Source organism: Pseudoalteromonas sp. DY56-GL79 (assembly GCF_041414765.1).
GTDB classification, from domain to species: domain Bacteria; phylum Pseudomonadota; class Gammaproteobacteria; order Enterobacterales; family Alteromonadaceae; genus Pseudoalteromonas; species Pseudoalteromonas piscicida.
On record NZ_JANHZS010000001.1, the window covers coordinates 80076 to 104814 of the forward strand.

At 42.3% G+C, this 24739-nt stretch carries 21 protein-coding genes; 2 read left to right on the top strand and 19 right to left on the bottom strand.

Annotated elements, in window-relative coordinates:
* Positions 1 to 116 precede the first annotated feature (116 nt).
* Positions 117 to 614 (bottom strand): acetolactate synthase small subunit, encoded by a 498-nt coding sequence (ilvN, locus tag NO992_RS00270; protein ID WP_010377111.1) that lies wholly within the window; start codon positions 612 to 614, stop codon positions 117 to 119.
* On the bottom strand, positions 614 to 2335 hold the full coding sequence (locus NO992_RS00275; protein WP_371373349.1) for an acetolactate synthase 3 large subunit: 1722 nt from the start codon (positions 2333 to 2335) through the stop codon (positions 614 to 616). Before NO992_RS00275 ends, ilvN begins: the two co-directional genes overlap by 1 nt.
* A 366-nt stretch (positions 2336 to 2701) precedes the next feature.
* On the opposite strand from NO992_RS00275, the gene NO992_RS00280 reads away from it, so the two are divergent.
* Positions 2702 to 5674, top strand: coding sequence for an immune inhibitor A domain-containing protein (locus NO992_RS00280; protein ID WP_371373353.1), 2973 nt, complete (start codon positions 2702 to 2704; stop codon positions 5672 to 5674).
* A gap of 34 nt (positions 5675 to 5708) precedes the next feature.
* Here NO992_RS00280 and NO992_RS00285 read toward each other — a convergent pair whose 3' ends face one another.
* The 6 genes from NO992_RS00285 to NO992_RS00310 form a co-directional block, all read right to left on the bottom strand.
* On the bottom strand, positions 5709 to 6716 hold the full coding sequence (locus NO992_RS00285; protein ID WP_010377116.1) for an isocitrate dehydrogenase: 1008 nt from the start codon (positions 6714 to 6716) through the stop codon (positions 5709 to 5711).
* A 196-nt stretch (positions 6717 to 6912) separates the two neighbouring features.
* On the bottom strand, positions 6913 to 8604 hold the full coding sequence (locus NO992_RS00290; protein WP_371373356.1) for a hypothetical protein: 1692 nt from the start codon (positions 8602 to 8604) through the stop codon (positions 6913 to 6915).
* A gap of 167 nt (positions 8605 to 8771) precedes the next feature.
* The gene (locus NO992_RS00295; RefSeq protein WP_010377120.1) at positions 8772 to 9155 is read right to left on the bottom strand and encodes a DUF3192 domain-containing protein; all 384 of its coding nucleotides are present in this window, start codon (positions 9153 to 9155) and stop codon (positions 8772 to 8774) included.
* Between the two features lie 139 nt (positions 9156 to 9294).
* The gene (gene xni, locus NO992_RS00300) at positions 9295 to 10065 is read right to left on the bottom strand and encodes a flap endonuclease Xni (RefSeq protein ID WP_371373359.1); all 771 of its coding nucleotides are present in this window, start codon (positions 10063 to 10065) and stop codon (positions 9295 to 9297) included.
* A gap of 5 nt (positions 10066 to 10070) precedes the next feature.
* Positions 10071 to 11414, bottom strand: a complete 1344-nt coding sequence (gene ppnN / locus NO992_RS00305) for a nucleotide 5'-monophosphate nucleosidase PpnN (protein ID WP_010377123.1) — start codon at positions 11412 to 11414, stop codon at positions 10071 to 10073.
* Between the two features lie 103 nt (positions 11415 to 11517).
* The gene (locus tag NO992_RS00310; RefSeq protein ID WP_253103877.1) at positions 11518 to 13050 is read right to left on the bottom strand and encodes a GGDEF domain-containing protein; all 1533 of its coding nucleotides are present in this window, start codon (positions 13048 to 13050) and stop codon (positions 11518 to 11520) included.
* Between the two features lie 178 nt (positions 13051 to 13228).
* On the opposite strand from NO992_RS00310, the gene NO992_RS00315 reads away from it, so the two are divergent.
* Positions 13229 to 15007 (top strand): M61 family metallopeptidase, encoded by a 1779-nt coding sequence (locus NO992_RS00315; RefSeq protein WP_371373362.1) that lies wholly within the window; start codon positions 13229 to 13231, stop codon positions 15005 to 15007.
* Positions 15008 to 15099: 92 nt separating this feature from the next.
* Here the strand turns inward: NO992_RS00315 and NO992_RS00320 are convergent, their stop codons facing one another.
* The 11 genes from NO992_RS00320 to hisD all read right to left on the bottom strand — a co-directional run bounded on the left by NO992_RS00320 (position 15100) and on the right by hisD (position 24736).
* Positions 15100 to 15648 carry a YkvA family protein gene (locus NO992_RS00320; RefSeq protein ID WP_010377130.1) on the bottom strand — a complete coding sequence of 183 codons (549 nt, stop codon included), beginning with the start codon at positions 15646 to 15648 and terminating at the stop codon, positions 15100 to 15102.
* 195 nt (positions 15649 to 15843) lie between these two features.
* A complete protein-coding gene (locus NO992_RS00325; RefSeq protein ID WP_371373365.1) occupies positions 15844 to 16605 on the bottom strand; it encodes a glycosyltransferase family 25 protein in 762 nt (253 codons plus the stop codon).
* A gap of 115 nt (positions 16606 to 16720) precedes the next feature.
* Positions 16721 to 17512 (bottom strand): dermatopontin-like protein, encoded by a 792-nt coding sequence (locus NO992_RS00330; protein WP_010377133.1) that lies wholly within the window; start codon positions 17510 to 17512, stop codon positions 16721 to 16723.
* Between the two features lie 394 nt (positions 17513 to 17906).
* Positions 17907 to 18407, bottom strand: coding sequence for a hypothetical protein (locus NO992_RS00335; protein ID WP_010377134.1), 501 nt, complete (start codon positions 18405 to 18407; stop codon positions 17907 to 17909).
* A 219-nt stretch (positions 18408 to 18626) separates the two neighbouring features.
* Entirely contained in the window at positions 18627 to 19238 is a 612-nt protein-coding gene (gene hisIE / locus NO992_RS00340) for a bifunctional phosphoribosyl-AMP cyclohydrolase/phosphoribosyl-ATP diphosphatase HisIE (protein ID WP_371373369.1), read from the bottom strand.
* Positions 19235 to 20008 carry an imidazole glycerol phosphate synthase subunit HisF gene (hisF, locus tag NO992_RS00345; protein WP_010377140.1) on the bottom strand — a complete coding sequence of 258 codons (774 nt, stop codon included), beginning with the start codon at positions 20006 to 20008 and terminating at the stop codon, positions 19235 to 19237. Before hisF ends, hisIE begins: the two co-directional genes overlap by 4 nt.
* On the bottom strand, positions 19990 to 20724 hold the full coding sequence (locus tag NO992_RS00350; RefSeq protein WP_017216834.1) for a 1-(5-phosphoribosyl)-5-[(5-phosphoribosylamino)methylideneamino] imidazole-4-carboxamide isomerase: 735 nt from the start codon (positions 20722 to 20724) through the stop codon (positions 19990 to 19992). Before NO992_RS00350 ends, hisF begins: the two co-directional genes overlap by 19 nt.
* An 11-nt stretch (positions 20725 to 20735) precedes the next feature.
* Entirely contained in the window at positions 20736 to 21326 is a 591-nt protein-coding gene (gene hisH / locus NO992_RS00355; RefSeq protein WP_017216833.1) for an imidazole glycerol phosphate synthase subunit HisH, read from the bottom strand.
* The gene (gene hisB / locus NO992_RS00360) at positions 21323 to 22384 is read right to left on the bottom strand and encodes a bifunctional histidinol-phosphatase/imidazoleglycerol-phosphate dehydratase HisB (RefSeq protein WP_010377146.1); all 1062 of its coding nucleotides are present in this window, start codon (positions 22382 to 22384) and stop codon (positions 21323 to 21325) included. Before hisB ends, hisH begins: the two co-directional genes overlap by 4 nt.
* Positions 22381 to 23448, bottom strand: a complete 1068-nt coding sequence (hisC, locus tag NO992_RS00365) for a histidinol-phosphate transaminase (protein WP_010377148.1) — start codon at positions 23446 to 23448, stop codon at positions 22381 to 22383. The genes hisB and hisC overlap by 4 nt, the downstream gene beginning before the upstream one ends.
* Positions 23441 to 24736, bottom strand: a complete 1296-nt coding sequence (gene hisD, locus NO992_RS00370) for a histidinol dehydrogenase (RefSeq protein ID WP_371373375.1) — start codon at positions 24734 to 24736, stop codon at positions 23441 to 23443. Before hisD ends, hisC begins: the two co-directional genes overlap by 8 nt.
* Positions 24737 to 24739 lie beyond the last annotated feature (3 nt).

Below are 24739 nucleotides of genomic sequence, written 5' to 3' on the forward strand. Positions count from 1 at the left end.
GTAACCTAATGAGAGTAAATCGAAGCCGCCATGCAAAATTGCTGAGCGGGTTGTATGTAACACAACGTGCTCACCCGCGCAAAAAGATCACAGTGACAGCTATAAGCTAAGTGGCTTTATCCTTTCAGCGCTTTGTCACCACGGCCAATACCTACCGCGCCAGAGCGCACTAGTTCAATAATGTCGCTTTCGTGACGTAAAAGATCCAAGAAAGACTCAAGACGGTCGGCTGAGCTTACCATCTGTAATATATAACTTTGTTTGCCCATATCTATAATGCTAGCTTGAAACACCTCAGCAACACGATTGATAGCTGCTCGTGTTACTTCGTCTCTGGCATAGACTTTTACCAGTAGCAGCTCTCTTTCAATGTGCTGCATATCAGTTAAATCTATGACCTTAAGCACATCCACTAGCTTGTTCACTTGCTTAGTGATTTGTTCAACAATGCGGTCATCGCCTTGGGTCGTGATGGTAATACGAGATAGCGTTTTATCTGCGGTTGTACCTACCGTTAAGCTGTCAATGTTATACGCACGCTGAGAAAATAAACCCACAATACGAGAAAGTGAGCCAGGTTCATTCTCCAATAAAATCGATAATATTCTTCTCATTATGCTTTTACTCCTTTTTTCAACCACATCTCGTCTATCGCACCTTGCTTAATTTGCATTGGATACACATGTTCTGACTCATCGACCAAAATATCTAAAAATACAAGTCGGTCTTTAATCGACATTGCTTTTTCCAGCGCTGCATCAAGTTGCTCAGGCTTATCAACCCGAATACCGATATGACCATAACTCTCGGCAAGCGCAACAAAATCAGGCAGTGATTCCATATAAGAGCTTGCGTGACGTCCTTCATACATCATGTCTTGCCATTGGCGTACCATACCAAGCGAGCGGTTGTTTAACGAGATGACTTTGACAGCAAGGCCGTATTGCAAACAAGTTGAAAGCTCCTGAATATTCATTTGGATTGAGCCGTCTCCAGTTACGCACAATACTTCGCTTTGCGGGAATGCCTTTTTTACGCCCATCGCAGCAGGTAAGCCAAACCCCATGGTGCCAAGTCCGCCTGAATTAATCCATTGACGAGGCGATTTGAACGGATAGTACTGCGCAGCAAACATTTGATGCTGTCCTACATCCGAGCAAACATACGCGTCACCGCTGGTCATTTGGTATAGCTTTTCGATAACCGTTTGCGGCTTGATTTTTTCTACCCCCGCAGTAAACGACAAGCATTTCTGAGCGCGCCATGTTGTAATTGCTTGCCACCAATCTTCTTGTGCGGCGCGGTCGATGCGCTTCTCACTTTTTTCAATACCGCGTAGCAATTGCTCCATCACCGTATCTAAGCAGCCCACAACAGGAATATGCGCTTGAATGGTCTTAGAAATTGAAGTTGGATCCACATCAACGTGAACAATTTTGGCATCCGGACAAAACTTCTTGACGTTATTGGTTACACGGTCATCAAAACGTGCACCTAACGCTAAGATAACATCGGCATTCGCCATCGCCTTATTCGCTTCAAGACTACCGTGCATCCCTAACATACCAATAAAGTTAGGATGTGTGCCACTGATCCCGCCAAGACCCATTAGGGTATTGGTGATAGGCGCGTTTAATTTCTCAACCAACTCAGTTAGTTTTTCCGAGGTATTCGACAGAATAATGCCGCCGCCAGAATAGATAACCAAACGCTTCGCTTCAATAATGGCTTCGACCGCTTTGCGGATCTGCTTGGAATGCCCCTTTACACTCGGGTTGTAAGTACGCATATCAATCTGTTCAGGCATTTGATAATCGAATTTAAGCGCAGGGTTCAAAATATCTTTTGGCAGCTCAACTACAACCGGTCCTGGTCTACCAGAGTTTGCTAGATAAAATGCCTTTGCTAATACTTCTGGGATTTTTGTCGCGTCGCGGCAGTTAAAACTGTGTTTAACGATAGGGCGAGAGCAACCAACAATATCCGTTTCTTGAAACGCATCATCGCCGATTAGGTTTGAAGGTACTTGCCCTGAGAGTACAACCATTGGGATTGAATCCATATAAGCGGTCGCGATCCCTGTAATGCAGTTAGTGGCACCAGGGCCACTAGTCGCCAGGACAACACCGACGTCTCCCGTTGCTCTGGCATAACCGTCTGCCATGTGGGTCGCTGCTTGCTCATGTCTAACCAAAATATGTTCAATATCTGATTGCTGAAACAAGGCATCATAAAGATCAAGAACCGACCCTCCGGGATAGCCAAATATGTATTTTACTTTTAATGCGCTCAATGCTTTTACTACTAGCTCGGAGCCGTTGTATTGCTCTGCCATTACCTCATTCCTCGTTGACTGTGCGTGCCTGTTATATTTCTAAAATCAAAAAAAAACCCCGCTGGTTGCGGGGTTTGAGTATTTCTTTCAAGTAATAGCTCCCCGCTGAACTCTATGAAGAGACCAGTACCACCACGAGAACGATTAGTTGAAAGAAATTAGTCATTGTTTTGCCTTTAAGTTGATTTCAAAGTTAGCCTACACAGTATTAGATATAAATTCCACCTTTCCACCTTTCAATTGTTGAAATATTACATTTCAATTTAAAATTCACCACCAATTAGATTTTTTATTTAGCAGAACTTATACGGGAACAAAGCGATAAAAATGCTAAACTTAAAGCTCTATTGTACTAGGGATTCTTAGATGAATATTTTTAAACTAAGCATATTGGCATCAACCATACTGCTATCAAGTACAGCGTCAGCCCAGGTACTCTATAAAGATCAGGTTATTTATTGGCAGGAGAAAAAGCTCGGCCGCACATTGAGTGAATACGAGCGAAAAATTGCGCTTGAGCAATTTGTCAAAACAACGCCCATTGCCAGCCAAATAAAAACACCCTATGCAATTAAAAACGTGCACCTTGGCAACACTAAGTTAGGCAAGCAATTTGCGGTGGGCACAGCGCAAACACTTAATGAAGCCAAAATTCTTGCTATTCTGGTCGATTTCCCGGATTTGCCTAACGACCAGAACCGACTAAACCCGGGTGATACAGATATGTACTACTCAAGCTATCCCGCGTCTCACTACCAATCATTATTGTATTCAGATAGCGGCTACAACGGACCGAACAATGAATCGTTACAATCAGCTACTCAGTTTTATCAAGCGGCCTCAGGCGGTAGCTTTAAGGTATCTGGCAATGCATTTGGCTGGGTAAGAGCCGCTCAAAATGCAGCCTACTATGGCGAACAAGAAGGCGATACCCGAGACTTACGACCGGAAGAGTTGGTGTTCGAAGCTGTAAGCAAAGCTGTAACTCAATTTAATATCGACTTATCTGAGTACGATAAAACAGATTTGAACGACATAGATGGTGATGGCAACCGCCTTGAGCCGGATGGCATTATTGATCATGTCATGTTATTTCATTCAAGTATTGGTCAAGAGGCAGGTGGCGGCGTATTAGATACTGACGCAATTTGGTCACATCGCTTCTTCGTATTTGATGAAAACAACCAACCTAAGGCAATTCCAGATACCAACTACAAGGTTTATAACTACACCATTAATCCTATTGATGCTGCAATCGGTGTGGTTGTCCATGAGTTTGGTCATGACCTCGGATTACCGGACGAATACGATTTAAATTCCAATGACATAGGTGAACCCGTTGCGCTTTGGTCAGTCATGTCTTCAGGCAGTTACTTAGGTCAATTAAGTGGCTCGCAACCAACCCAATTTTCCCCTAAAAGCCTTGAGTTTTTACAACAAAATTATGCAGGAAATTGGCTAAACCAAACCGAGTACACATTTGATGATTTGAGTACAGAACAAACGGTAACGCTCACAGATATTGGGGTGAACAATAGTACTACGAATCAAATAAAGATAAATCTGCCTGCTCAACTAGAGGAGTTCATAACGCCACTTGATGGGAATTATCACTATTACTCAGGACAAGACGACAAACTCAATAACCAAGCAAGTTTTACCGTAAGCTTACCTAACGCAAGCCAAATTTCATTATCCATGCTTGCAAATTATAGTATCGAGCTTAACTACGATATTTTCCAAGTGGCGGTAAATGGCCAGCCAATTGCTGGCAATACCACAAAATCGAACCATCCAAATTATGCCAGTGTGACTAATTACATGGATGGCGAGTCGTCGGCTTTTGGGGCTAACCCAATTACGCTAGATTTTGATATCTCAGCGTACCGAGGACAAACTGTTACCGTAACATTCGTATATCAAACTGACGATTTTGAAACACTTAAAGGGGTACTACTCGATAACATCGCAGTGACAGCGGATGGTTCGCAAATTTATACCAATACCGCAGAGCCAACAAACGACTTAGTCTACAACGGTTTTCGTAAAATATCTGGTTACAGAGCTAAACCTAGTAACGCTTACTACGCGCATTTACGCTCATTTAGAGGGTTAGATGCTGGTTTGTCTTTGTCTGGTTATAATACAGGTGTGTTGATGTGGTACAGCAACGATGGGCAAAGCAATAACTCTACTTCGTTACACCCCGGTTCTGGCGATATGTTGGTGATTGACCAAGACCAAAACCCGATCTTCAAAGCCGACGGCACAACACCCGCAACGAGTATTATTCAAATCAAAGATGCAACACTGCGTTTAGATACTCAAAAAGCGGGTCTTGGCGATCAACATCTCACGCCGATCAGTACGTTTGATGATACTCAGGATTACACTTTCTCAATCCAAAAGGAGTCAGGTGTTAGTTTGCCAGGTTTTGGTGTTCAACTTAGATTGAATACCATAGAAGAAGATGTAAGCAGTGCGCAAGTCGGTGTAATTTATCTCAGCGACCCTAAAATCACTCAAGTACAATCGCAAAACACCGTTAAGTTTAATGTCAAAGGCTTAGCATTAAACGAATCAGATAGCTTTTTGTGGAGCTTTGGTGATGGTCAAACAAGTAACGCGCTTTCACCTGTTCACAGCTATCAAGATATCGGCAACTATACGGTAATGTTCACACGAACCAAAGCAGACGGGAGCAGTTCAGCGCTGAGTTCAAATGTCAGCGTTGGCAACGTCGAACCAATCCCGCTTACAGTCGGTGATATCAAAGCGACCGCAGTAGGGCAAGGCTTTGTCTTCAACACCGAAATTATCGGTGGCAAAACGCCTTATGAACTTGAGTGGAATTTTGGTGACGGGACCACAGCAACATCAAACTCAGTTGAACATATCTATGAGCTAAGCAGCACGTACGCAGTAACACTTAATGTGAAAGACGCCGAAGGTGAAGCGGTAACTAAATCAACCTCGGTGACTGTTGTAGTACCACTAAGCATTGAAGCCACAGCGACCACATCTAACTTACAGGCAAGCTTTGTCGCAACTGCTGTTGGTGGCGATGGTAACTATCAAGCTAATTGGGATTTCGGTGATGGCACACAAGGTTCTGGTTTGACTACAACACATAGTTACACTCAAGCGGGCACATATAATGTCGTGTTAACACTATCGGATGGTGCGGATCAAAGCGCGAAAGGCTCTGTTGAGATCACAGTGACAGCCCCAACAACAACGCCAACGGACTCTGGTGATAGCGGATCGTCTGGGGGTAGTATCGGATGGTTTGCGTTAATCGGTGGAATGCTAGTGGGATTAAGAAGAAGGTGGTGCTAACGCACCACCCAAGGATTAAATTGAGCGTTAATAATTAAAGACGCTCAATTACCGCCTGTGTGAAATCGGTAGTGCCGTGGCTACCACCAAGATCGCGTGTTGTACGGTCACCGCTCTTGATAACGTCAGCTACTGCACTGCGGATTTTTTCCGCTTTATCAGCTTCGCCTAAGTACTCAAGCATTTGAATTGAAGCTAGAATAACAGAAGTTGGGTTTGCAAGGTTTTTGCCTGCGATATCTGGTGCGCTACCGTGAACTGCTTCAAAGATTGCAGCGTCAGTACCAATGTTTGCACCTGGTGCCATACCAAGACCACCAACAAGACCCGCACAAAGATCAGAAAGGATATCACCGAAAAGGTTTGTTGTTACGATCACATCAAACTCTTCAGGTGTCATTACAAGTTTCATACAAGTAGCATCAACGATCATTTCTGCTGATTCAATTTCAGGGTAACGCTCACCCACTTCACGAGCAACTTTAAGGAATAGACCTGAAGTTGATTTTAGGATGTTCGCTTTGTGAACCGCTGTTACTTTCTTACGACCTTCACGCTGTGCTAACTCATAAGCGAAAGTTACGATCTTTTCGGCACCTTCGCGAGTGATCTTTGACATTGCTTCCGCTTCGTTACCATCTTCAGAAACAACTTGACCAAGACCTGAGTACATACCTTGCGTGTTTTCACGTACTGTAATGATATCAATATCATCGTAACGTGCTTTAGTGCCTTCAAATGACTTAACTGGACGAACGTTTGCGTAAAGACCAAAATGCTTACGCAATGTTACGTTGATTGAAGTGAAACCTTCGCCAACAGGTGTAGTTAGTGGGCCCTTTAGCGTGATTTTGTTACGCTCAATTGCTTCTAGCGTTGCTGCTGGAAGTAATTCACCTGTTTTTTCTAAAGCAGCCAAACCTGCGTCTACGTACTCGTATTCATAGTCGCAACCTACGGCTTTTAAGATCTCGATTGCTGAATCGATGATGCTAGGGCCAATGCCGTCGCCACGGATAACTGTGATGGTTTGCTGTGCCATGTTTTTTCCTTTATCAAAAGTTGGAATACACCCGAGAAGAATTGCAAACTAAGTTTAGTAGAAATTAACAAAGGTGTACGTTCGCTTGTTTAAGCCGCGTTTTATAGCAATTAATTAGGTCTTATTCCAGTATGGAATGAAAAAATGACATACATATGATTTATGCTTGTTATTGATAGTATTTATAGAATAAATATCAGGCAATAGATGAGTAAAATCCGGCCTCTAGTAGCGCTACATCAAACTTTTGTGCGGTAACAAAACGACTTTCAGCTAATACGTCATCGACCAATTGTTTTTGCCACGCAGTTAACACAAAAGTGGGGGATATCACTTTAAGTGCAATCAGTTTAATAAAAATGAACAGTTTACACTGCGTATTGGTCTGAGATTTTTTTAACGTTTCACTATCTAGCATTGCCTTATGAAGAATGCTTTTTTCAAAGTACTGCTGATTAAAGTCTAGGTATTTATCTTTTGCAATCGCGCGGATCCCAAATAGGTTAGCAATTGATACTAGTTCTTCTGAATACTCACGAGAATGGAGTGCCGTGGCATGTTGGATCTCTACCCCTTGTTTAGTCACTAAAAATACAATAACCGCTGCAAATGGCGACAATAAACGCTCAAATTGTTCACCATAACTTTCACCAACATATAAGGCGATGATTTGACTAATCACGCCATATTTATGCACGATATCTTCTGTGAAAGGAAGCTTATGGTTCGCTATGATTTGCTCAAGCAACACTCGCTGCGCCAGTAACCCAGCAGCATCAAGTCCTACCATGGCGAGAGAGTGCCTAACCGATGCGGCTTTTAGATTTTCGCGGTTATACTGCTTTGCTGCTATCTGCAATGCACTTGACACCGAATCGAACTCGCAAATCAGCTTTTCAAGTGCACGAATACTTTGAAATTGACTGTGAGATAAGGCTTTTACTGTTTCTAGCAGGTGTAAATGTTCAGAGCCGAAAGGCATTACCGCAGGCTCAGCAGCTCGGTCCCAAATATTGTAAAGTAGCTTCGCATCTGTCGTTGCAGTTAAACCACAGTGAAACTGGAACTTACGGTTGGCCTTCGCCAGCTTTTTGGTTTGCCCTTGTTCCACAACAGCGATTATTTTTTCACTATTGCTTTGTATCACCAAAAAGCCCTCTTCGCCTTTAATCTCACACAGCAATCCCGCAGGATGTTTAACAAATGCCCCTGCAATTGCACTCAGTACTTTTGATGCAAAAGCATAACTGAGTTTGCTATAAAGAAGCTTAATCGCTCTGTCTAGAGCTATGAAATTTTGTTTGTGTGTTGGCGTTATTAAGCTTGCTAATCGGTGAGCAATTGCAACAATTAAAGAAGCATGGTCATTAAACCGCTGAGGGGTAGAAGCCACGAGCTTGCTATCGTAGTTTGAAAGGCGAGATAAAATTCGCAAACATTGCAAGTTAGGTGTTTGTCCATCACTCAGTATTTGTACGGCCAACTGATGTCGAACTTTCCAAAGCTTATCTTGCTGTGCGTCTAACTTTTTACCTGCTGCGAGTTGATCGCTTTCTCTCGCTACGCATAAATAGTCCGCAAAGCTCGCAAGCAATAGCTCTTCGGTTACTGCACGAGAAAACTTTAAGTGATGACAAGCCATACAGACCAACACATTTTGATTCATGACCAGATTAGTGTTGTAACCCAAGTTTTGTGAATACAGTCCAAGCTGCCCATGCATGCTACTAGGCGAGGACTCATAACAGTCCATATAAAGCTGTGCAAGTTTAACTAGGGTAGGGTAGATAGAAGACCACTTTTCTTTGTGATAATAAAGCCGTAATACTTTATGTGTACCTTGGGCTATCGCGAACAGCGTTTTACTCGTAACTATCCTTGCATCCATCTATCTTTACCAATTTTATTAAGTAAACGGTCTATTTTAAAACGGTAAAATAGCTTTCTTAGCAAGGCAAAAACATTGCTATTTAGTTGTTCTAAAAGAGGTGTTGTTAACGAAGCTAATATGGTATTTTACCCTTCAAATTGGTTGGAAAATTAATCTAATTGGTATCACACTTTATCAAATGTGACCCGAGCGCCAGGTCCCCAAAGCTTTAATATGCCATTTTCAAACAATAGTCCGGTGCATTCATCTTCCGTTGTAATACCATCTGGTTTTACAAGCTGAGTGCGATAAAACACAATTTGTACAATCGTATTGTCTTGTTTCTTCTTTACATACGTTAGATCTGGGCTACCCAAGGTATCCAACACAGTGTCTAACTCAGTCGGCTTTTCAAGGCTAAGATTACGAATGAAACGATTGTTAAACGCTTCTCGGTCCTGCCAAATCATCGCTTGCGGGTCATCTTTGTAATAATTGATCACGAGAAACACCACAGTAACGTAAACCGCAAGGCCAAGAAATATGTACTGTAGTATTTTCCTAATCATCTAACTGCTCAATAAAGAATGGGTAAAACGGACCTTGTATCTGCAAAAACGGAGATACGCTTGTATGCAATATATCAAAGTCATCTACATTCGCCTAGCGCTTAGCGACGATGTAGTACATTGCCAATCAAAAGTCCTTTCAAACCACTCGTATATCCTTCAAACTAAAGCCAATTTCAATATCTCTTCTTAGTGTCACCAGTGCAAGGCTGGTAACATAGTCGCTTGCTCCGGCCTCTAATTTTGCTTTTGCAGCAGGCCTTACGGTCTCATCTTTTAGCATACTTTCAAAGTCGTCATGTTTTGCCAGCAGCTCTTGCGCCGTCTTGACCCCAACCCCTGTAACACCAGGAATATCGTTCGTCTTGTCGCCACTTAGTGCCCAAAACATTTCGAGCTTATTTTGGGTCACAGAAAATCGACTTTTGATATCTTCAATAGAAATTATCGACTTTTTGAAATAGTCGTACACAGAGATAGCTTCATTTATCAGGGGTAAGAAGCCTTTATCGGTCGATACTATCGTGCAGTTGACATTGGCGGCAGCGGCTTTACAAGCAAGCGTCGCTATCACATCGTCAGCTTCATCATGTTCGGGATTAAATGATTTAATACCTACACTTGCGAACGCTTCTGAAAACTTATCGAGGTTCTGATTTAGGAATTCGGGCATTGGTTGACGGCTTATTTTATATTTTGGGTAAAAGTGATAACGCCAACTCTTATCACCATCAAAGACCGCGACGGCGTGTGTCGCCCCCGTTTTACGTAACAAGCTACGAGTAGCTTGCTCTACACGAAGACAAGAGGCCTTTATATGGGCCTCTTGTTCTTTATTACCTTTTGGTTCGTTAACAGCATAGATGCGCCTGATAAGGTTAAGCGCATCTATTAACAACAAATTATTCATTCACTCTAAGCTTTAATTTTATAACACGGTATATATTTGCTCCCAGGTAGCTTCATTCGCCCCTGAGTTACAAATGCACCTAGCAGCTTATCCATATCGGCCATCAAGGATTTATCGCCACTTAATTCATACGGACCATGCTGTTTAATTGCTGTAATACCTTCATCCTTCACGTTACCGGCAACAATACCAGAAAAAGCACGTCTTAAGTTAGCGGCCAGTAATTGTTTTGGCTGCTCTAGGTGTAAGTCTAAGCCCGACATATTTTCATGCGTTGGTGCAAATGGATGTTGAAAATCGTTTTCAATCTTTAATGTCCAATTAAAGTAATAGGCATCACCTTCAGACTTACGATACTCGCGCACCGTTGCCATCGATTGTTTGAGCTTTTTGGCTACCAGCTCTGGATTGTCTACGATAATTTCAAACTTAGACAGTGCTTCTTTCCCGAGTGTTTTTTCAACAAAGGCACTGAGTTCTTCAAAATATGCAGCCGACTCTTTAGGGCCAGTTAAGATCACAGGTAAACATTGCTTTTCGTTTTCTGGATGTAACAAAATACCCAGTAAATAAAGCAGCTCTTCAGCTGTTCCAGCACCACCAGGGAAAATAATGATGCCATGCGCAATACGTATAAACGCTTCTAGACGTTTTTCAATATCAGGCAAAATCACTAATTCATTAACAATAGGGTTAGGCGGTTCTGCGGCAATAATACTGGGTTCAGTAAGACCTAAATAACGATTGTTCGAGATCCGTTGCTTAGCATGACCAATTGTTGCTCCTTTCATCGGGCCTTTCATTGCGCCCGGTCCACAACCAGTACAAATGTTTAGGCCGCGAAGGCCAAGTTGATAACCCACTTCCTTGGTGTATTTGTATTCAACTTCATTGATTGAATGACCGCCCCAACAGACAATCATGTTAGGGTCTTTATTCACTTCAAGCGCATCAGCGTTACGCAGCATGTCAAAAACCATATGGGTAATCTCTACCGGCGATTTATTTTCACCGTGGTATTTTTGACAAATAAAAAGTATGTCGCGGATCACGGAGAATATGTGCTCATGGATACCGGTAATTATTTGACCATCGACAAAAGCAGACTCGGGGGGGTTGCTTAACGCAATTTTTATTCCTCGCTCGCGTGCGAGTAGCTGGATATCGAAATTTTCGTATTTATCGTAGATTTCAGAGCTGGAATCGGTATGACTACCTACATTCAACACCGCCAATGCACAATTTCTAAAAAGCCTATATCTCTCACTTGTGGTTGACTGCTGAAGTAAATCGACTTCCAATCTTGATAATAGGTTAAGAACCCCAGTTGGGTTTAGCTCTACTTGCATAGGCTTACTCCTTGTTTGTAATGCGCAGCGAATTGGTATAACCAAGCAAAGCGGGGGCGAGTATAATGCCTCGCCACTCAGCCTTTACCCGAGTTAACTTTATTTACTTAAAACACAATCTATCTCGCCCGCTATTTTTCGCTTCATAAAGCGCTGCATCAGCTCTGTCAAAGGCGCTCAGGGCAGTATCCCCTTTGACAAACTGAGTAGCGCCGAGAGAAATCGTAATTTCAACTTCTTTTTCTTTAAATTTGAATGGTATAGATTTAATGACTTGCCTTACTTTTTCAAGCGGTTTTTGCGCATGAGTGAGCGGCATGCCCGGCATTAGTAAGACAAATTCCTCGCCGCCGTAGCGTGCGATAAAATCGCTTTTCCTAATAGACTTTTTAAGGGCTCGTGCGATCACTTGCAAGGTTTTGTCGCCCGCACTATGTCCGTAACGGTCGTTGATAGATTTAAAGTGATCGACGTCGATAACAACCAGCGTCACATCTGAATCGTTTATCTCAAATAGGTGCATTTCATGAGTGAGACGCTCATCAAAAGCCGCTCTATTTGGTAACTTAGTTAAGCTATCCAATAGGCTTTTGAACTTTTGTTCGCTGAGTCGCTTTTTATAATTTGAAACTTTAGACTCTAAGGTGTTAATACGATTATTAATTGCATCAAACGAGTCTAGCAGCGCCTCTCGCTCATTTTTTTCAAGCTTTTCACGCTCTATCAAATCAGCACTCAGTAGTTTCAACTCATTGTCGACCAAGGCTTTAAGCTCTGTTATAGAGCTGGCGTTTTGGGTTTGCTGATTTAAGTTTTGAATTTTTGATTCTATTTTATTGTTTAACGACTGTAATTCTTTAGATGTTGATTTTGAACGAGCCGTTGTTTCAACAATAGAGCGATGTAGCTCTTCCAGTGTTTGATTCAGTGAAACCAAAAAACCTTGTGCAGATTGGCGTTCTTTGGCAATCGTTTGCGCAATAATTTTAATGATTTCTGTCGCTGCTGAATATAAATTATCTAAACTGTTGTTTTCAGCAACGCTTGCACGTATACCTTTGACCTTTTCTATAACTTCATCTTCGAAAATTAACTCGTTGATCAAAGCTTGAAGCTCAGCAGCTAATTCAGGGTGGTGAGTATTATATGTTTCTTCAGTAATTTCTACTTTTGATTGTAGAACCGTATGGTAGATAGAAACCAAAGACTCCAACGCAGGGATATAGGCATTAGTAGAGTTGATATCTTCAAGTTCCACATCCAATAAGTGACGCAACTTTCTGCGCGACTCATCTGGTAATCCCTTGAGCTTCTGCAGTAACTTTCCGCTTTGCTGAATTGCTGTTTGCAACGCTTTTTGATTATTTGAATTGGTCACTTCTTGTGACTTTAGCGGCTCGGAAATTCCGTCAATAAAAGGCACAAGCAGCTCAAAATCGACGCCTTTATTAAGTGCAAGGCGAAACTTAGCTAACTGATTATCAAGTGAAACATCTTGCCCTTTGCAGGCTAAGGATAACTTTGCAGCAAACTGAGTAAGGAGTTCTACTTGTTGTTTTCTTGCATCCTCAAGCGTTTTTCTAGCCTCTATGGCTTGTTTTAATTTTTGCTCAAGCATCACGGCATTATCAGTCACAGATTTCCAATCATAAAATAATCTCTTAGTTACTAAGTCTACAACAAATTAAGCTGTTATGCGCAGAAATTTAACGAGGTAAAGTATCGGAGTTTGCTGTTTACTCATCGATATTACTTAGCGTGTAAGTCGCTGATTTGGTAAATTGATTTTATCTCGAATTACCAATACAAAAATAATGAAGAAAAGTCTTATAGCCTTAGCATGTGCAGCAACATTTAGTGTTTATGCTGACGTCGACTACCGTATTTCAATTACACAACCACAGCATCACCTTGCAGAAGTAGAAGTTAAGTTTCCTAAATCCTCACAATCAAGCATTGATGTGCAACTTCCAGATTGGCGTACAGGCCGCTACGAAATATTGAATTTAGCCAACGGTGTACGCTTTTTTGATGCACAATCTCAAAGCGGGCAAGAACAAAAATGGGAAAAAATTGATAAAAACACATGGCGCGTGCACCTAAGCGAACCTACAGAATTAACGGTTAAATATCAGGTTTATGCCAATGAGTTAGGTCTTCGAGCCAGACACATCGATGACACCCATGCGTTTATCGATGCATCTGGCTTTTTGATGTTTAGTGAATCTTTCAGATCTGAGCCTGTTTCTGTTGAACTCAATGTACCTAAAGATTGGCGCTCAGTCTCTGGTATGGACTTTGCCGATTCAAAACACCGCTTCAAAGCCGATAACTATGACATATTGTTAGATTCCCCTATTGAAACTGGTATTAATCAACTGCATAAATTTGAAGTAGATGGCCGCAAATATGAATTAGTTATTTGGGGTGAGGGCAACTATGACGTTGACCAAATGCTCGCTGATCTTAAAAAACTTGTTCAAACCGGCACCCTCATTTGGCACGATTATCCTTATGATCGGTATGTTTTTATGGTGCATGCAACCAGTGGTGCACGAGGGGCAACAGAACACTTAAACTCGACAATTATTCAAAGACATAGAGACAGTTTTAAAGAAAGAGATGATTACATTGGTTTTATCTCTACAGCAGCACATGAATTCATCCACACGTGGAATGTTAAGAACTATCGCCCAGCGGGCATGGTTCCTTATGATTACGTGGCACCAAATTACACTGATTTGTTGTGGCTAGCAGAAGGCTCAACCAGCTACTTTGAGGATTATTTGCTGCTAAGTGCAGGGATCACCACCAATGACGAATATCTTAAAATGCTGACTAAGCGTGTTAATCGTCATTTGAAAACTCCTGGTCGTCATGTTCAGTCGGTAGCAGCAACGAGCTTTGATAAATGGATCAATCAAGGTGGCGATCATGGCATAAATTACAGTACCAATATCTATTCAGAAGGTGCGTTGGTGTCCATGGCACTTGACATCGACTTACTCGAAAAGTCAAACGGAAAAATTAGCTACCGTGACGTTCATAAAGCGCTTTACCAACAGCATAAACTGCCAAATAGCTTTACCAGTGAAGATGTTAAAAACATCCTACAAGCGCTTACCGGTCAAGACTACAGTACTTGGTGGAATAAACATGTTGAGACACCGGCGAACATAGATTTTGACAAGTTATTCGACGAAGTGGGGCTTGTTTATGATTATCCAGAGTCGGCAAAAGTGATTGCGAGCATAGATGGTATGGCAAGACAAAAGGGGGAATTACTGGAGTTGACCCATGTAGCTCGAGATGGAAATGCATGGCAAGCAGGGTTAACGACAGGCGATCTTATCGTTGCATTTGATAAGCACCATGTTCGTAAAGATTTAAAAGCGAGCTTAGAAAACTTCGAGCCAGGTCAAACAATCGCGGTAGACTTTATCCGTCGAGATAAGTTGATGAATACAAAAATCAAGCTTAACCGCGAACATGATAAGCCTAAAAAGATAACATTCATGCCTAATCCATCAAGCAAGCAAGCGCTACTTTATAGAGCATGGATGGGGGTTTCTCACCCAAATGAAATAAAATAATACGCTATCAAAAAGGGCTGATGATTATCAGCCCTTTTTTAGTCCACAGTCCTAAGCTTAATCTCAATCAGCTTAACTTAGGGCTACTTAACTTACATAATGCGAGAGAAGAAGCGTGAACGGTTTTTAGAACGACTTCTACGCATAGAAGAGCGGATCTGAGAACGTGTACCTGCAAGCCAGCTTTCGCGATCGACCTTAGCGTTATCACCACGTCTTGCTTCTTCAGTAGCTCTAAAACCACAGAATTCACGGTATGCTTTTAAATCTAGCGACAGTTCTTGTAACACAAGTTCAATCATAATCGCATCATCGACATAGCCTAATACTGGAATATGATCTGGAACGATGTCTTCTGGCTCACTGAAGTAAGCAAGAGACGCCATGATCTCGCGCTTTTCATCTTCTGGCATTTGCCATTCTTCATCTAACACTGCGTCAATTAGCGTTTGTAACGAAATTAGACGAGTGCTTACAAATTCAGGAAGGTTGGATTTTTCCATCGTTGCCACTAAATCACGCGCTTTAGCAATGATTTCGGCATCACTTACATCGCCATTTTTCTCAATAGCAGCTTTCATCATTCCACGGAAGTGTTCAAGATCTGAATCAGAGAGTTCAAAGTTGATTTCTATAGACACGTCTGTGCTCCCTCAACGTTGTTATTATTAATGGTTTAAGCAAAAAGTTAAACTTATTGCAATAATCTTAGATACTAGCACATCTTTTTCAGAAGTCTTCCCATAAATTACACTTTTAACACGAATTTTTCTCTATTACGTACAAGTATAAAACCCATTGTTCAAAAGGCGTACAGCGGCTTTCGCACCATATAACTAGAAGTGTTGCTGATAGCGTTTGAGAACCAGCCCGCGATAAAACTTGTTTTTTATAAACTTATTTATCTGTAGCAACTGCTTACGCCAAAAATACCGCTTTGCTCCTGTAACACTTGTTGCTCTATCTATGGTACTCGCAAACTTTTCACCATGGCTAACAGGACAAGGACTCATTACGAATACACTTAGATCTTTTTCCCAAAAATGTTGATAATCAATATCAATCGGTCTGCCAAAAGGAATTGATTTGGATAATATTTTCTTTGCTCCTTTAAGACTTACAAGCTGGGCAACGGTTCCGGCAGGTACCTTATTTTGCATAAATAGCGATAACGATTTATTTAGCGGGAAGCTTGCAATCGGAGTACGTTTGTTCTTCTGAGATTGAAATAGCTTGATCATATCCCAATCAAATGGCAATGAAGCGATCAGTTGGTCAATCTGTGCTAAGTCGTCGTGTAGTTGGAAATCATCTTCAAAAATAAAAGCGTAGGGCAGTTCTAACTCAACAATTTTGCTCAGTACTTTTATATGACTTAAATAACAGCCTATCTCTCCTAACGTTAAAGGCCGGAAGTATTGCTTAGTGTTTTTTAACTTACAATAGCTCATATCTAAAACGTCTGGGCTCAGCTCTGCACCTTTTATAGCACTTATTCTTTCAAAGGGTAGTGAGAACTTATCAAACTGGAAAGTAGACTCCTTGAGTCTATCAGTACAAGAATCTAAATTGATGAGAAAAATATTCGGTTTGGTCACAATGAGTCTTAAATCCGCTAACTAATTACATTTTGAGTGTGCGACTTTTGTATGACAGTGAAATGACGAAATTCTGACATAGAGTAGGGTATCAACCCTACTCTATAGGAAAGTATTACCAGTCACTCGCAGCTGAGCAATAACTCACTGCAGTCTGACGGTCTTCCGTTCTGTTATCATGGCGACTTGACATGCCGATGATTGCACCATTACCACCTAATGTCCAAGGTTGGTCGTAGCCTGTGTATTGTGTTGTAATACATGATTCAGCGAATAGTGCAGCGCCTGTGCTCGAGGTTGCCATAGATGCGCAATTAAAGTTAAACAAACGGTCTTCTGTGCCATTATCGTGGCGACTTGACATTCCGACAAAGAATTGGCCATTAGGACAAACAAAGTTAAACGCTTGATCATATGAATTTACGTAACCGCTCCACTTTGTCGTTTTACGATAAATGCGACTACCGCTATCCGTTGTAAATTTTGCACAGACTAAGCTAAAGCGTCTGTCTTCTTGTTTATCTTGGTGGTAGCTTGAAATTGATTTAATAAACATATTACTTGGACAAGTGTAAGTAAATGCTTGGTCAAAATCATTTAAATACCCCGTATTGAGTTCACTATAAACGCGTAAGTTACCACCAGCTAGCGTTGAAAAATCACTGGCAATTTCTGTGCGCTCAGTTTTTGCTAACTTAGTCTCAGTAACGTCATAACCTGAAACATCGTTATTAGTTTCTATTAGCGCAATTATCTCATCTAAATTCTTAGCTTGAGAAGCGGGGATCTCATATACACTGCCATTTACTGTATACTCAAATGGCTTAGCTTGTTCATTAGCCGAAGCAGGGATGCAAAACATAGCAACAGAGAGGGATAGAGCCGACAACTTTATCAATGTGTTCATCTTAATTCCTTTAAAAATAGTAGTTAATTTAGCGCTAACAACAAAAATAGCAGCTGAATTAAATGCTACTTTTTTTTAATAAACAAGCTTTTTATTAACACACAAAAACCAAAGAGATGCATAATCAGCATCAATTAAATATAGACTGTTGCAGATCTCAACGCCGCTCAAAATATATACTACTTATTTTTTCTAAATTAATATCGCGTTACACCACAATTACTATTCACTATTTTCATATAAAAGACGCCACGCGAAGCGACATTAGAACCGAGTAAAGCAACAATTAAAAATTTATTAACGCTCAAACAGACAATGTGAAGGGGATTGCAAAGGAAAAATGTTAGGATGGGATAGGGTAGGAGAAGCACAACGCTTCTCCGTATTTTACGTCTTATTTTTCAGTCACATTAAACGTAACGATCCATGGCGTGACTTTGTCGAGGCCTTTGCCTAGTTCAATTGCAATTTTGCTAGTAGAGCTAGGTGACATAATGTTCGTACGCATTAGCTGGCCACTCTTTTGGCTATCACCAACCCAAGAGTGATCTAAACATTGCTTTGCTAGACTCTGCGCATAGTTATGGATTTTTACTGCGTTTTCGTACTCTCTAAACTGCTCTGAACAAGTGTATTTTGTTTTACCAGCGGTACTTTCAATAATTTGGCACTTGTTGCCAACTAGGTGTGCCTTAGCCTGCCAAGAGTTCATTAACTTTGCACCGACTTCAGCGCCTTTAAGCGCAGAAAACCCATTTGCAGAAGCATTTAGAAGCGTATTTAGCTTTTCACATCCCGACATATCATCCAACTTTTCCTGTTGTTCAGGGCTCAATGTTGAACATCCGGCAGCAGTTAACCCTGCCAGCAATAGACCAAGTAATCTTGTTTTCATAAATCGTTCCATACTGTTCGCAATCGCACCATTAAAGTTAGACTAATATTTTGCCACTGCATAGTTGTAAGACTATGAGAAGTTTACCTTATTTATATGAACGGGAGTTGATCTAATTACAGATTTATTTCGATTGTGGTAGGTTGGCTTGTTACTGCACAATGCCTGAAACAAGCCAACGAAAAAGTAGGTGAAATGGTTACTTACCCAAAGCGCAAATTACTTATGCCTATCTTTGAGCGTATTGACCACATCACTGAGCGTAAGCCCTTGTCTCTGTAGTAGGACAATAAGATGATACAGTAAGTCTGCGGACTCATTGAGCAACTCTTCGTTGTCGTTTTTCATCGCCGCCAGCGCCACTTCAACCCCTTCTTCTCCGACCTTTTGACAACTACGACTTAAGTCTTTAGCAAATAAAGAGGCAGTATAGCTGCTTTCAGGAGATGCATTTTTCCTCTGGGCAATCACTCGCTCAAGCTTTCCTAAAAATGCAAGCTCTGGCATGCTTTCCGCAAAGCAGCTTTCGCTACCGAGGTGGCAAGTTGGACCTTGCGGCTTTGCATAAATCAGTAAGCTGTCTTTATCACAATCGGTATGTACTTCCACCAAGGTTAAAACATTGTTTGAGGTTTCACCTTTGGTCCAAAGACGCGATTTTGAACGCGAATAAAAAGTGACGAGCTGCTTTTCTAGCGTCACTTCAAGGGCTTCTCTGTTCATATAGCCTTGCATCAACACTACCCCGGTTAATACGTCTTGTACGATAGCGGGAATGAGTGCTGATTTATCAAAATCTACTTCTGCTATGTTTTGTTTATTAATTATCATTGTCGTGCCGCCACATCATTATTTATTAAGAACTGCTTGAGCTTTGGAATGTCAATTACACCTTTATGGAACACACTTGCAGCCAAAGCACCATCTACATTAGTTTGTTTAAATACATCAACAAAGTCTTGCATACTGCCTGCGCCGCCAGAGGCGATAAGTGGCACTTTACACAGCGCTCTAATCGCGCTGAGCTGCGCTATGTCATAGCCATTACGCACGCCATCTTGATTCATACAATTAAGTACAATCTCTCCAGCGCCAAGATCTTGAACTCGTTTGACCCATTCTTGCGTTTTGTATCGAGTACGACTTGCCGCATTCGGATCGCCAGTTAACTGGTATACTAAATATTCTTGAGTTTGCTTATCATAAAAGCTGTCTACGCCCACAACCACACATTGCTTGCCAAATTCGTCATGTAACTCTTTAATGAGTTCAGGCCTTGCAATGGCAGGGCTGTTAATGGAGATCTTATCCGCGCCTTGCTCAAGCACTCGAGCCGCATCAGCCACCGATTTAATCCCACCAGCTACACAAAATGGTATATCGATATGTCTGGCAATTTCAGCTACCCAATTGACATCGAGCAAACGCTTTTCGACGCTAGCACTGATCTCATAAAACACCAGTTCATCAGCACCTGCCTCGCTATAACGCTGGGCGAGATCAAGAATATCACCGACGACTTCATGGCCTTGAAATTTAACACCTTTGACGACCTGACCGTCTTTTACGTCTAAACAAGGAATTATGCGTTTTGATAACATGCTAAAGCCTCCTCAACGCTAAATACACCTTCAAGTAGCGACTTGCCAAGTATCACTCCACCTACTTGTTGCTTTGCAAGCCGTGCAATATCGTCAAGAGAGCTCACGCCGCCAGATGCTTGTACTTTAATTCCACTGTTATGCTTAGTGATGTCTTCGTATAAGGAAAACGATGGACCTGTCATCGTGCCATCCTTACTGATATCCGTGCATAAAAAATCACTTACACCTTGCTCAACATAAAAATCTAATAGCTCGAATAGATCGCTTTTCGCATCATTTAGCCAGCCGTGAGTGGCAGGAGACCAGCCACTTTCGGTTTTGTTAACATCAAGTGCTATCACAAATTTATCGGCGCCACATGCTTTAATCCATGCAGCAACTTCTTGCTGTTTATCGACCGCCATCGAGCCTATCACCACTTGGGCGGCTCCGGCATCTAACCATTGCTTTACGTCGTCAATACTGCGAATACCACCGCCTACCTGAAAGGGAACAGATAAAGCCTTAGTCGCCGCTTGGATAGTGCGCCATTGCTTTTTGCTCGGATCACGAGCGCCTTCTAAATCCACCAAATGTAGCTTAGCTGCGCCTGCGTTTTGGTATTCAAGTAAACGCTCGGCTAAATCAAATGGGTAAAATTGTGCGGTTTCATACTTGCCTTGATACAAACGAACAATATTGTTCTCTAATACATCTAAAGCGGGAATAATCATTGTTCGTCCTTTTATAGCTGCCAATTAATAAAGTTTTGTAAAAGCTGCGCGCCAACCTTGCTGCTGCGCTCTGGATGAAATTGCATGCCGGCATAATTGTCGTTTGCAACAATTGCAGAAAATACTTGACCGTACTCACCCGAAACCAATGTCGATTGATTGATGGTATGCGCAAAACTGTGTACAAAGTACACTTGGTCTTGTTCACTGAGCCCTGTAGTGAGCGCATGAGGCTTCATCACACATAGGTTATTCCAGCCCATATGCGGTGCAGTTAGCTCGTTAGTCTCTAACAACTCAACCTTACCAGGAATGCGACCTAAGCACGGAATATCACCTTCTTCTGTCGATTCACAAAGTAGCTGCATCCCTAAGCAAATACCCATCAAAGGCCGTTGATAGTCAGCTATTGCCTGTGCCCAGCCTTGCTCATTTAACCGCTTCATTGCTACATTGGCGTGGCCGACGCCAGGTAAAATTGCTCGTTCAAAGCGGGCTAATTTCTCAGGTGCCGTGATCACTTCAGGTGTGACACCAAGGCGCTCAAATGCAAAACGCACTGAGTTAATATTGGCACAACCAGTATTAATAATTGCAATCATAAACACCCCTTTGAACTTGCCATTTGCTGTGACGCATCCGTTGCAATTGCCATGCGAATAGCACGAGAAAATGCTTTGAATAAGCCCTCAACTTGATGGTGGGCATTACCTTCGCTCACGCTCAAAATTAAACTCACAGCCGCATTATCCGCAAAGGATTTAAAGAAATGCTCAACCATTTGTACATCCAAGTCGCCTACTTTATCTCGTGTAAAGTCAGCATTAAGTACAAAAGACGCGCGTCCAGATAAATCCAACTGACATTCTGCTTTACATTCATCCATAGGCAACGCAAATCCATAACGTGCGATTTGTGATTTTGTGCCAAGCGCGGTCTTAAAAGCCTGACCAAGGGCAATCCCTATGTCTTCTACAAGGTGGTGCTCGTCTATATGTAAGTCACCTTTCGCCTGTATATTCAAACCAAGGTTAGCGTGAGTTCTGATCTGATCTAGCATATGGTCGAAAAAACCAAGCCCTGTTGAAATCTGCCCATTGGCTTGTTGATCCAAATTTATCGCTACCGAAATCTGTGTTTCTTTGGTATTTCTGGCAATGTGTGCACTGCGATTTAAGGTGGTTAACTGCGTCACAATGGCGGGCCAGTTATCTTCGTAGAGAATACCTTCAATGCAGAGGTTTTCTGCAAGCTGAATATCGGTTTGCCTATCGCCAATAACAAATGATTTGCTAAGGTTCACTTTACCAGAGCGCATCAGTTCAGTGAGTAATCCTGTTTTAGGTTTGCGACATTGGCAGTTGTCTTCGTCAAAGTGAGGACAGATCAGAACTTCCTCAAAACGGATCCCTTGGCTTGTTAGGATTTGCATCATTTTATCTTGAGGCGCATCAAAATCAGCTTGAGGGAAGCTATCTGTGCCGAGGCCATCTTGATTAGATACCATCACTAGCTTGTAACCAAATGATTGCAGTTGTAATAGCGCTGGGATCACATTGGGTAATAGTGCCAATTTCTCTAGACTATCCACTTGTTTATCGGTTATTGGCTCTTCAATAATAGTGCCATCGCGGTCGATGAATAAATAGGGGGCGCTCATGATACTTCCTCAGTGACTTGGCATTGTTTCAGCCAGTTTTCTACTTGTTTTAATTCCTGCTCGTTGCCGATAGAGATCCGCAACCAGTTGTCCTCGCCAAACAGCACAAATGGCCGCATGATTAACCCTTGACGCATCGCTTGCTCCACAAACTGTTTGTCGGTTAGCTGTAAAGTAACAAAGTTGCCTTCGCCGCATAATATTGCGCTTACGAACTCGCTGTCTTGTAGCCATTGTATAAGCTTCTTTTTTGCTAAGTTCAAAATAGAGACTTGCCGACGCATCTGCGTTATCGCATCTGACGTTAACGCTGTTGCTGCTATTTGTGCCACAACTGTAGAAACAGGGTAGGGCGCAATCACTTTTCTCACTGGTGCCAATAGCGCTTCACTCGCTAGCATAAAGCCAACGCGAAGTCCTGCCAGTGCAAACGCTTTAGATAGTGTGCGTAGCACAACAACATTTGAGAACTCTTTGATAAGCTCAACGCAGGTTTTTTCTTCACAGAACTCAATATACGCTTCATCAACGACCACGATTGCACGGCCTTTAAGCTTATCAGCAAGTGCAGCGACTTTGCTGGCAGGTTGCATTGCACCGGTTGGGTTATTTGGATTACAAACGAAGACAAGTTTAGCGTCGCCAATTGCAGCGGTTAGTGTATCCACATCGTCATTTGCAAGCTGATCTTGGCTTAATTCATTAATAGCGATGTTGTGGGTGTCTGCCGTAACTTTGTACATACCATAAGTAGGGGTAAAGATTGCAATACTATCTTTAGCCGGTTCACAATATGTGCGTACTAATAACTCAATGCCTTCATCGGCACCACGTGTCATCAATACATTTGTTTGCTCGACCTTTGCGTAGCCTGCATAGGCATCAATTACCGTTTGTGGCTGCGGATCCGGATAACGGTTTAAGTTATCAAAGCGCATTTCAAGCACACGAGCGTATGGACTTTCATTGGCATTGAGCCACGTAGTACCTGTTAGCTTTGCACTTTTCGCAGAACTGTAGGCCTTAAGCTTTTCAATGTTATTTGGTAGCGCAATATTAGTCATTATTATTCTCCAACCTCACTTTGACGGCGTTCGCATGTGCATCTAGTCCCTCAGCTTGTGCCAAAGGTAAAATGGCAGAGCGCAAACCACGTAGGCCTTCTTTTGTGATGGTTTGTACTGTGTAAGCCTTATAAAAATCCATTAGGTTTAAACTTGAGTAGGTTTTTGAATAACCATAGGTTGGCAATACATGGTTGGTGCCAGACGCATAGTCACCTGCTGATTCTGGCGTATAGTCACCAACAAACACTGAGCCTGCGTTTTTTACTAGCGGCAGGAAACGCTCTGCATCCCTTATCTGTAAGATAAGGTGCTCTGGCCCATACTCTGCTGAGATCTCAAATGCTTGCTCTATGCTCTCAACTAAAATCAGCGTGCTATTTTTAAGCGCAGCTCTGGCAATATCAACGCGACTAAGCTTGCTTAGTTGACGCTCGATTGCAGCTTCAGTTTCTTCGATTAGTTGACTGTCGGACGCTAATAATATTACTTGCGAGTCTTCCCCATGCTCCGCCTGAGAAAGTAGATCGGCGGCGATAAATTCTGGGTTAGCGCCCTTATCTGCAATCACTAACACCTCTGAAGGGCCAGCTGGCATATCAATCGCAAGTCCCGGCACTGACTGAGAAAGCAGCTGTTTTGCCATTGTGACAAAACTATTGCCTGGACCAAAAATTTTGTTCACTTTTGGTACGCTGTTAGTACCTAGCGCCATGGCAGCAATTGCACCTGCACCACCACATTCAATCACATCGGTAACGCCACACAATTTAGCCGCATACAAAATCGCAGGATGTATTTGGCAATCACCTTTGACCGGCGTCGCCAACACGATTGTTTTTGCACCACTTAGTTGCGCACACACGCCTTGCATCAATACAGAAGAAGGCAGTGGCGCACTACCACCTGGCACATATAAACCTACGGCTTCTATCGCTTGATATCTGAGCTCGCAGGTCACGCCTGGCTGAGTCTCAATTTTCTTGCTTTGTGGTAACTGCAACTGGTGAAACCTCTTAATGTTGCCATACGCTTGGTCAATAGCACTTTTAAGTTCAGGTGTTAATGCAAATTCGCTTTCAATAAGCTCTGATCCCGTTACCCGTATTCTTGGGCTAACACGGGCGTCAAACTGCTCGGCATAAGCAAGTAATGCGTTGTCGCCGTCGTGAGCGACGTTATCAATTATCTTTTCAACAGTTGCTTTTACCTTATCACCCACTTTGACCGCAGGACGGCTCAAGCATTCGCTGCGTTGCTCGCTGGTGGCTTGCTGCCAATCAAACATGCT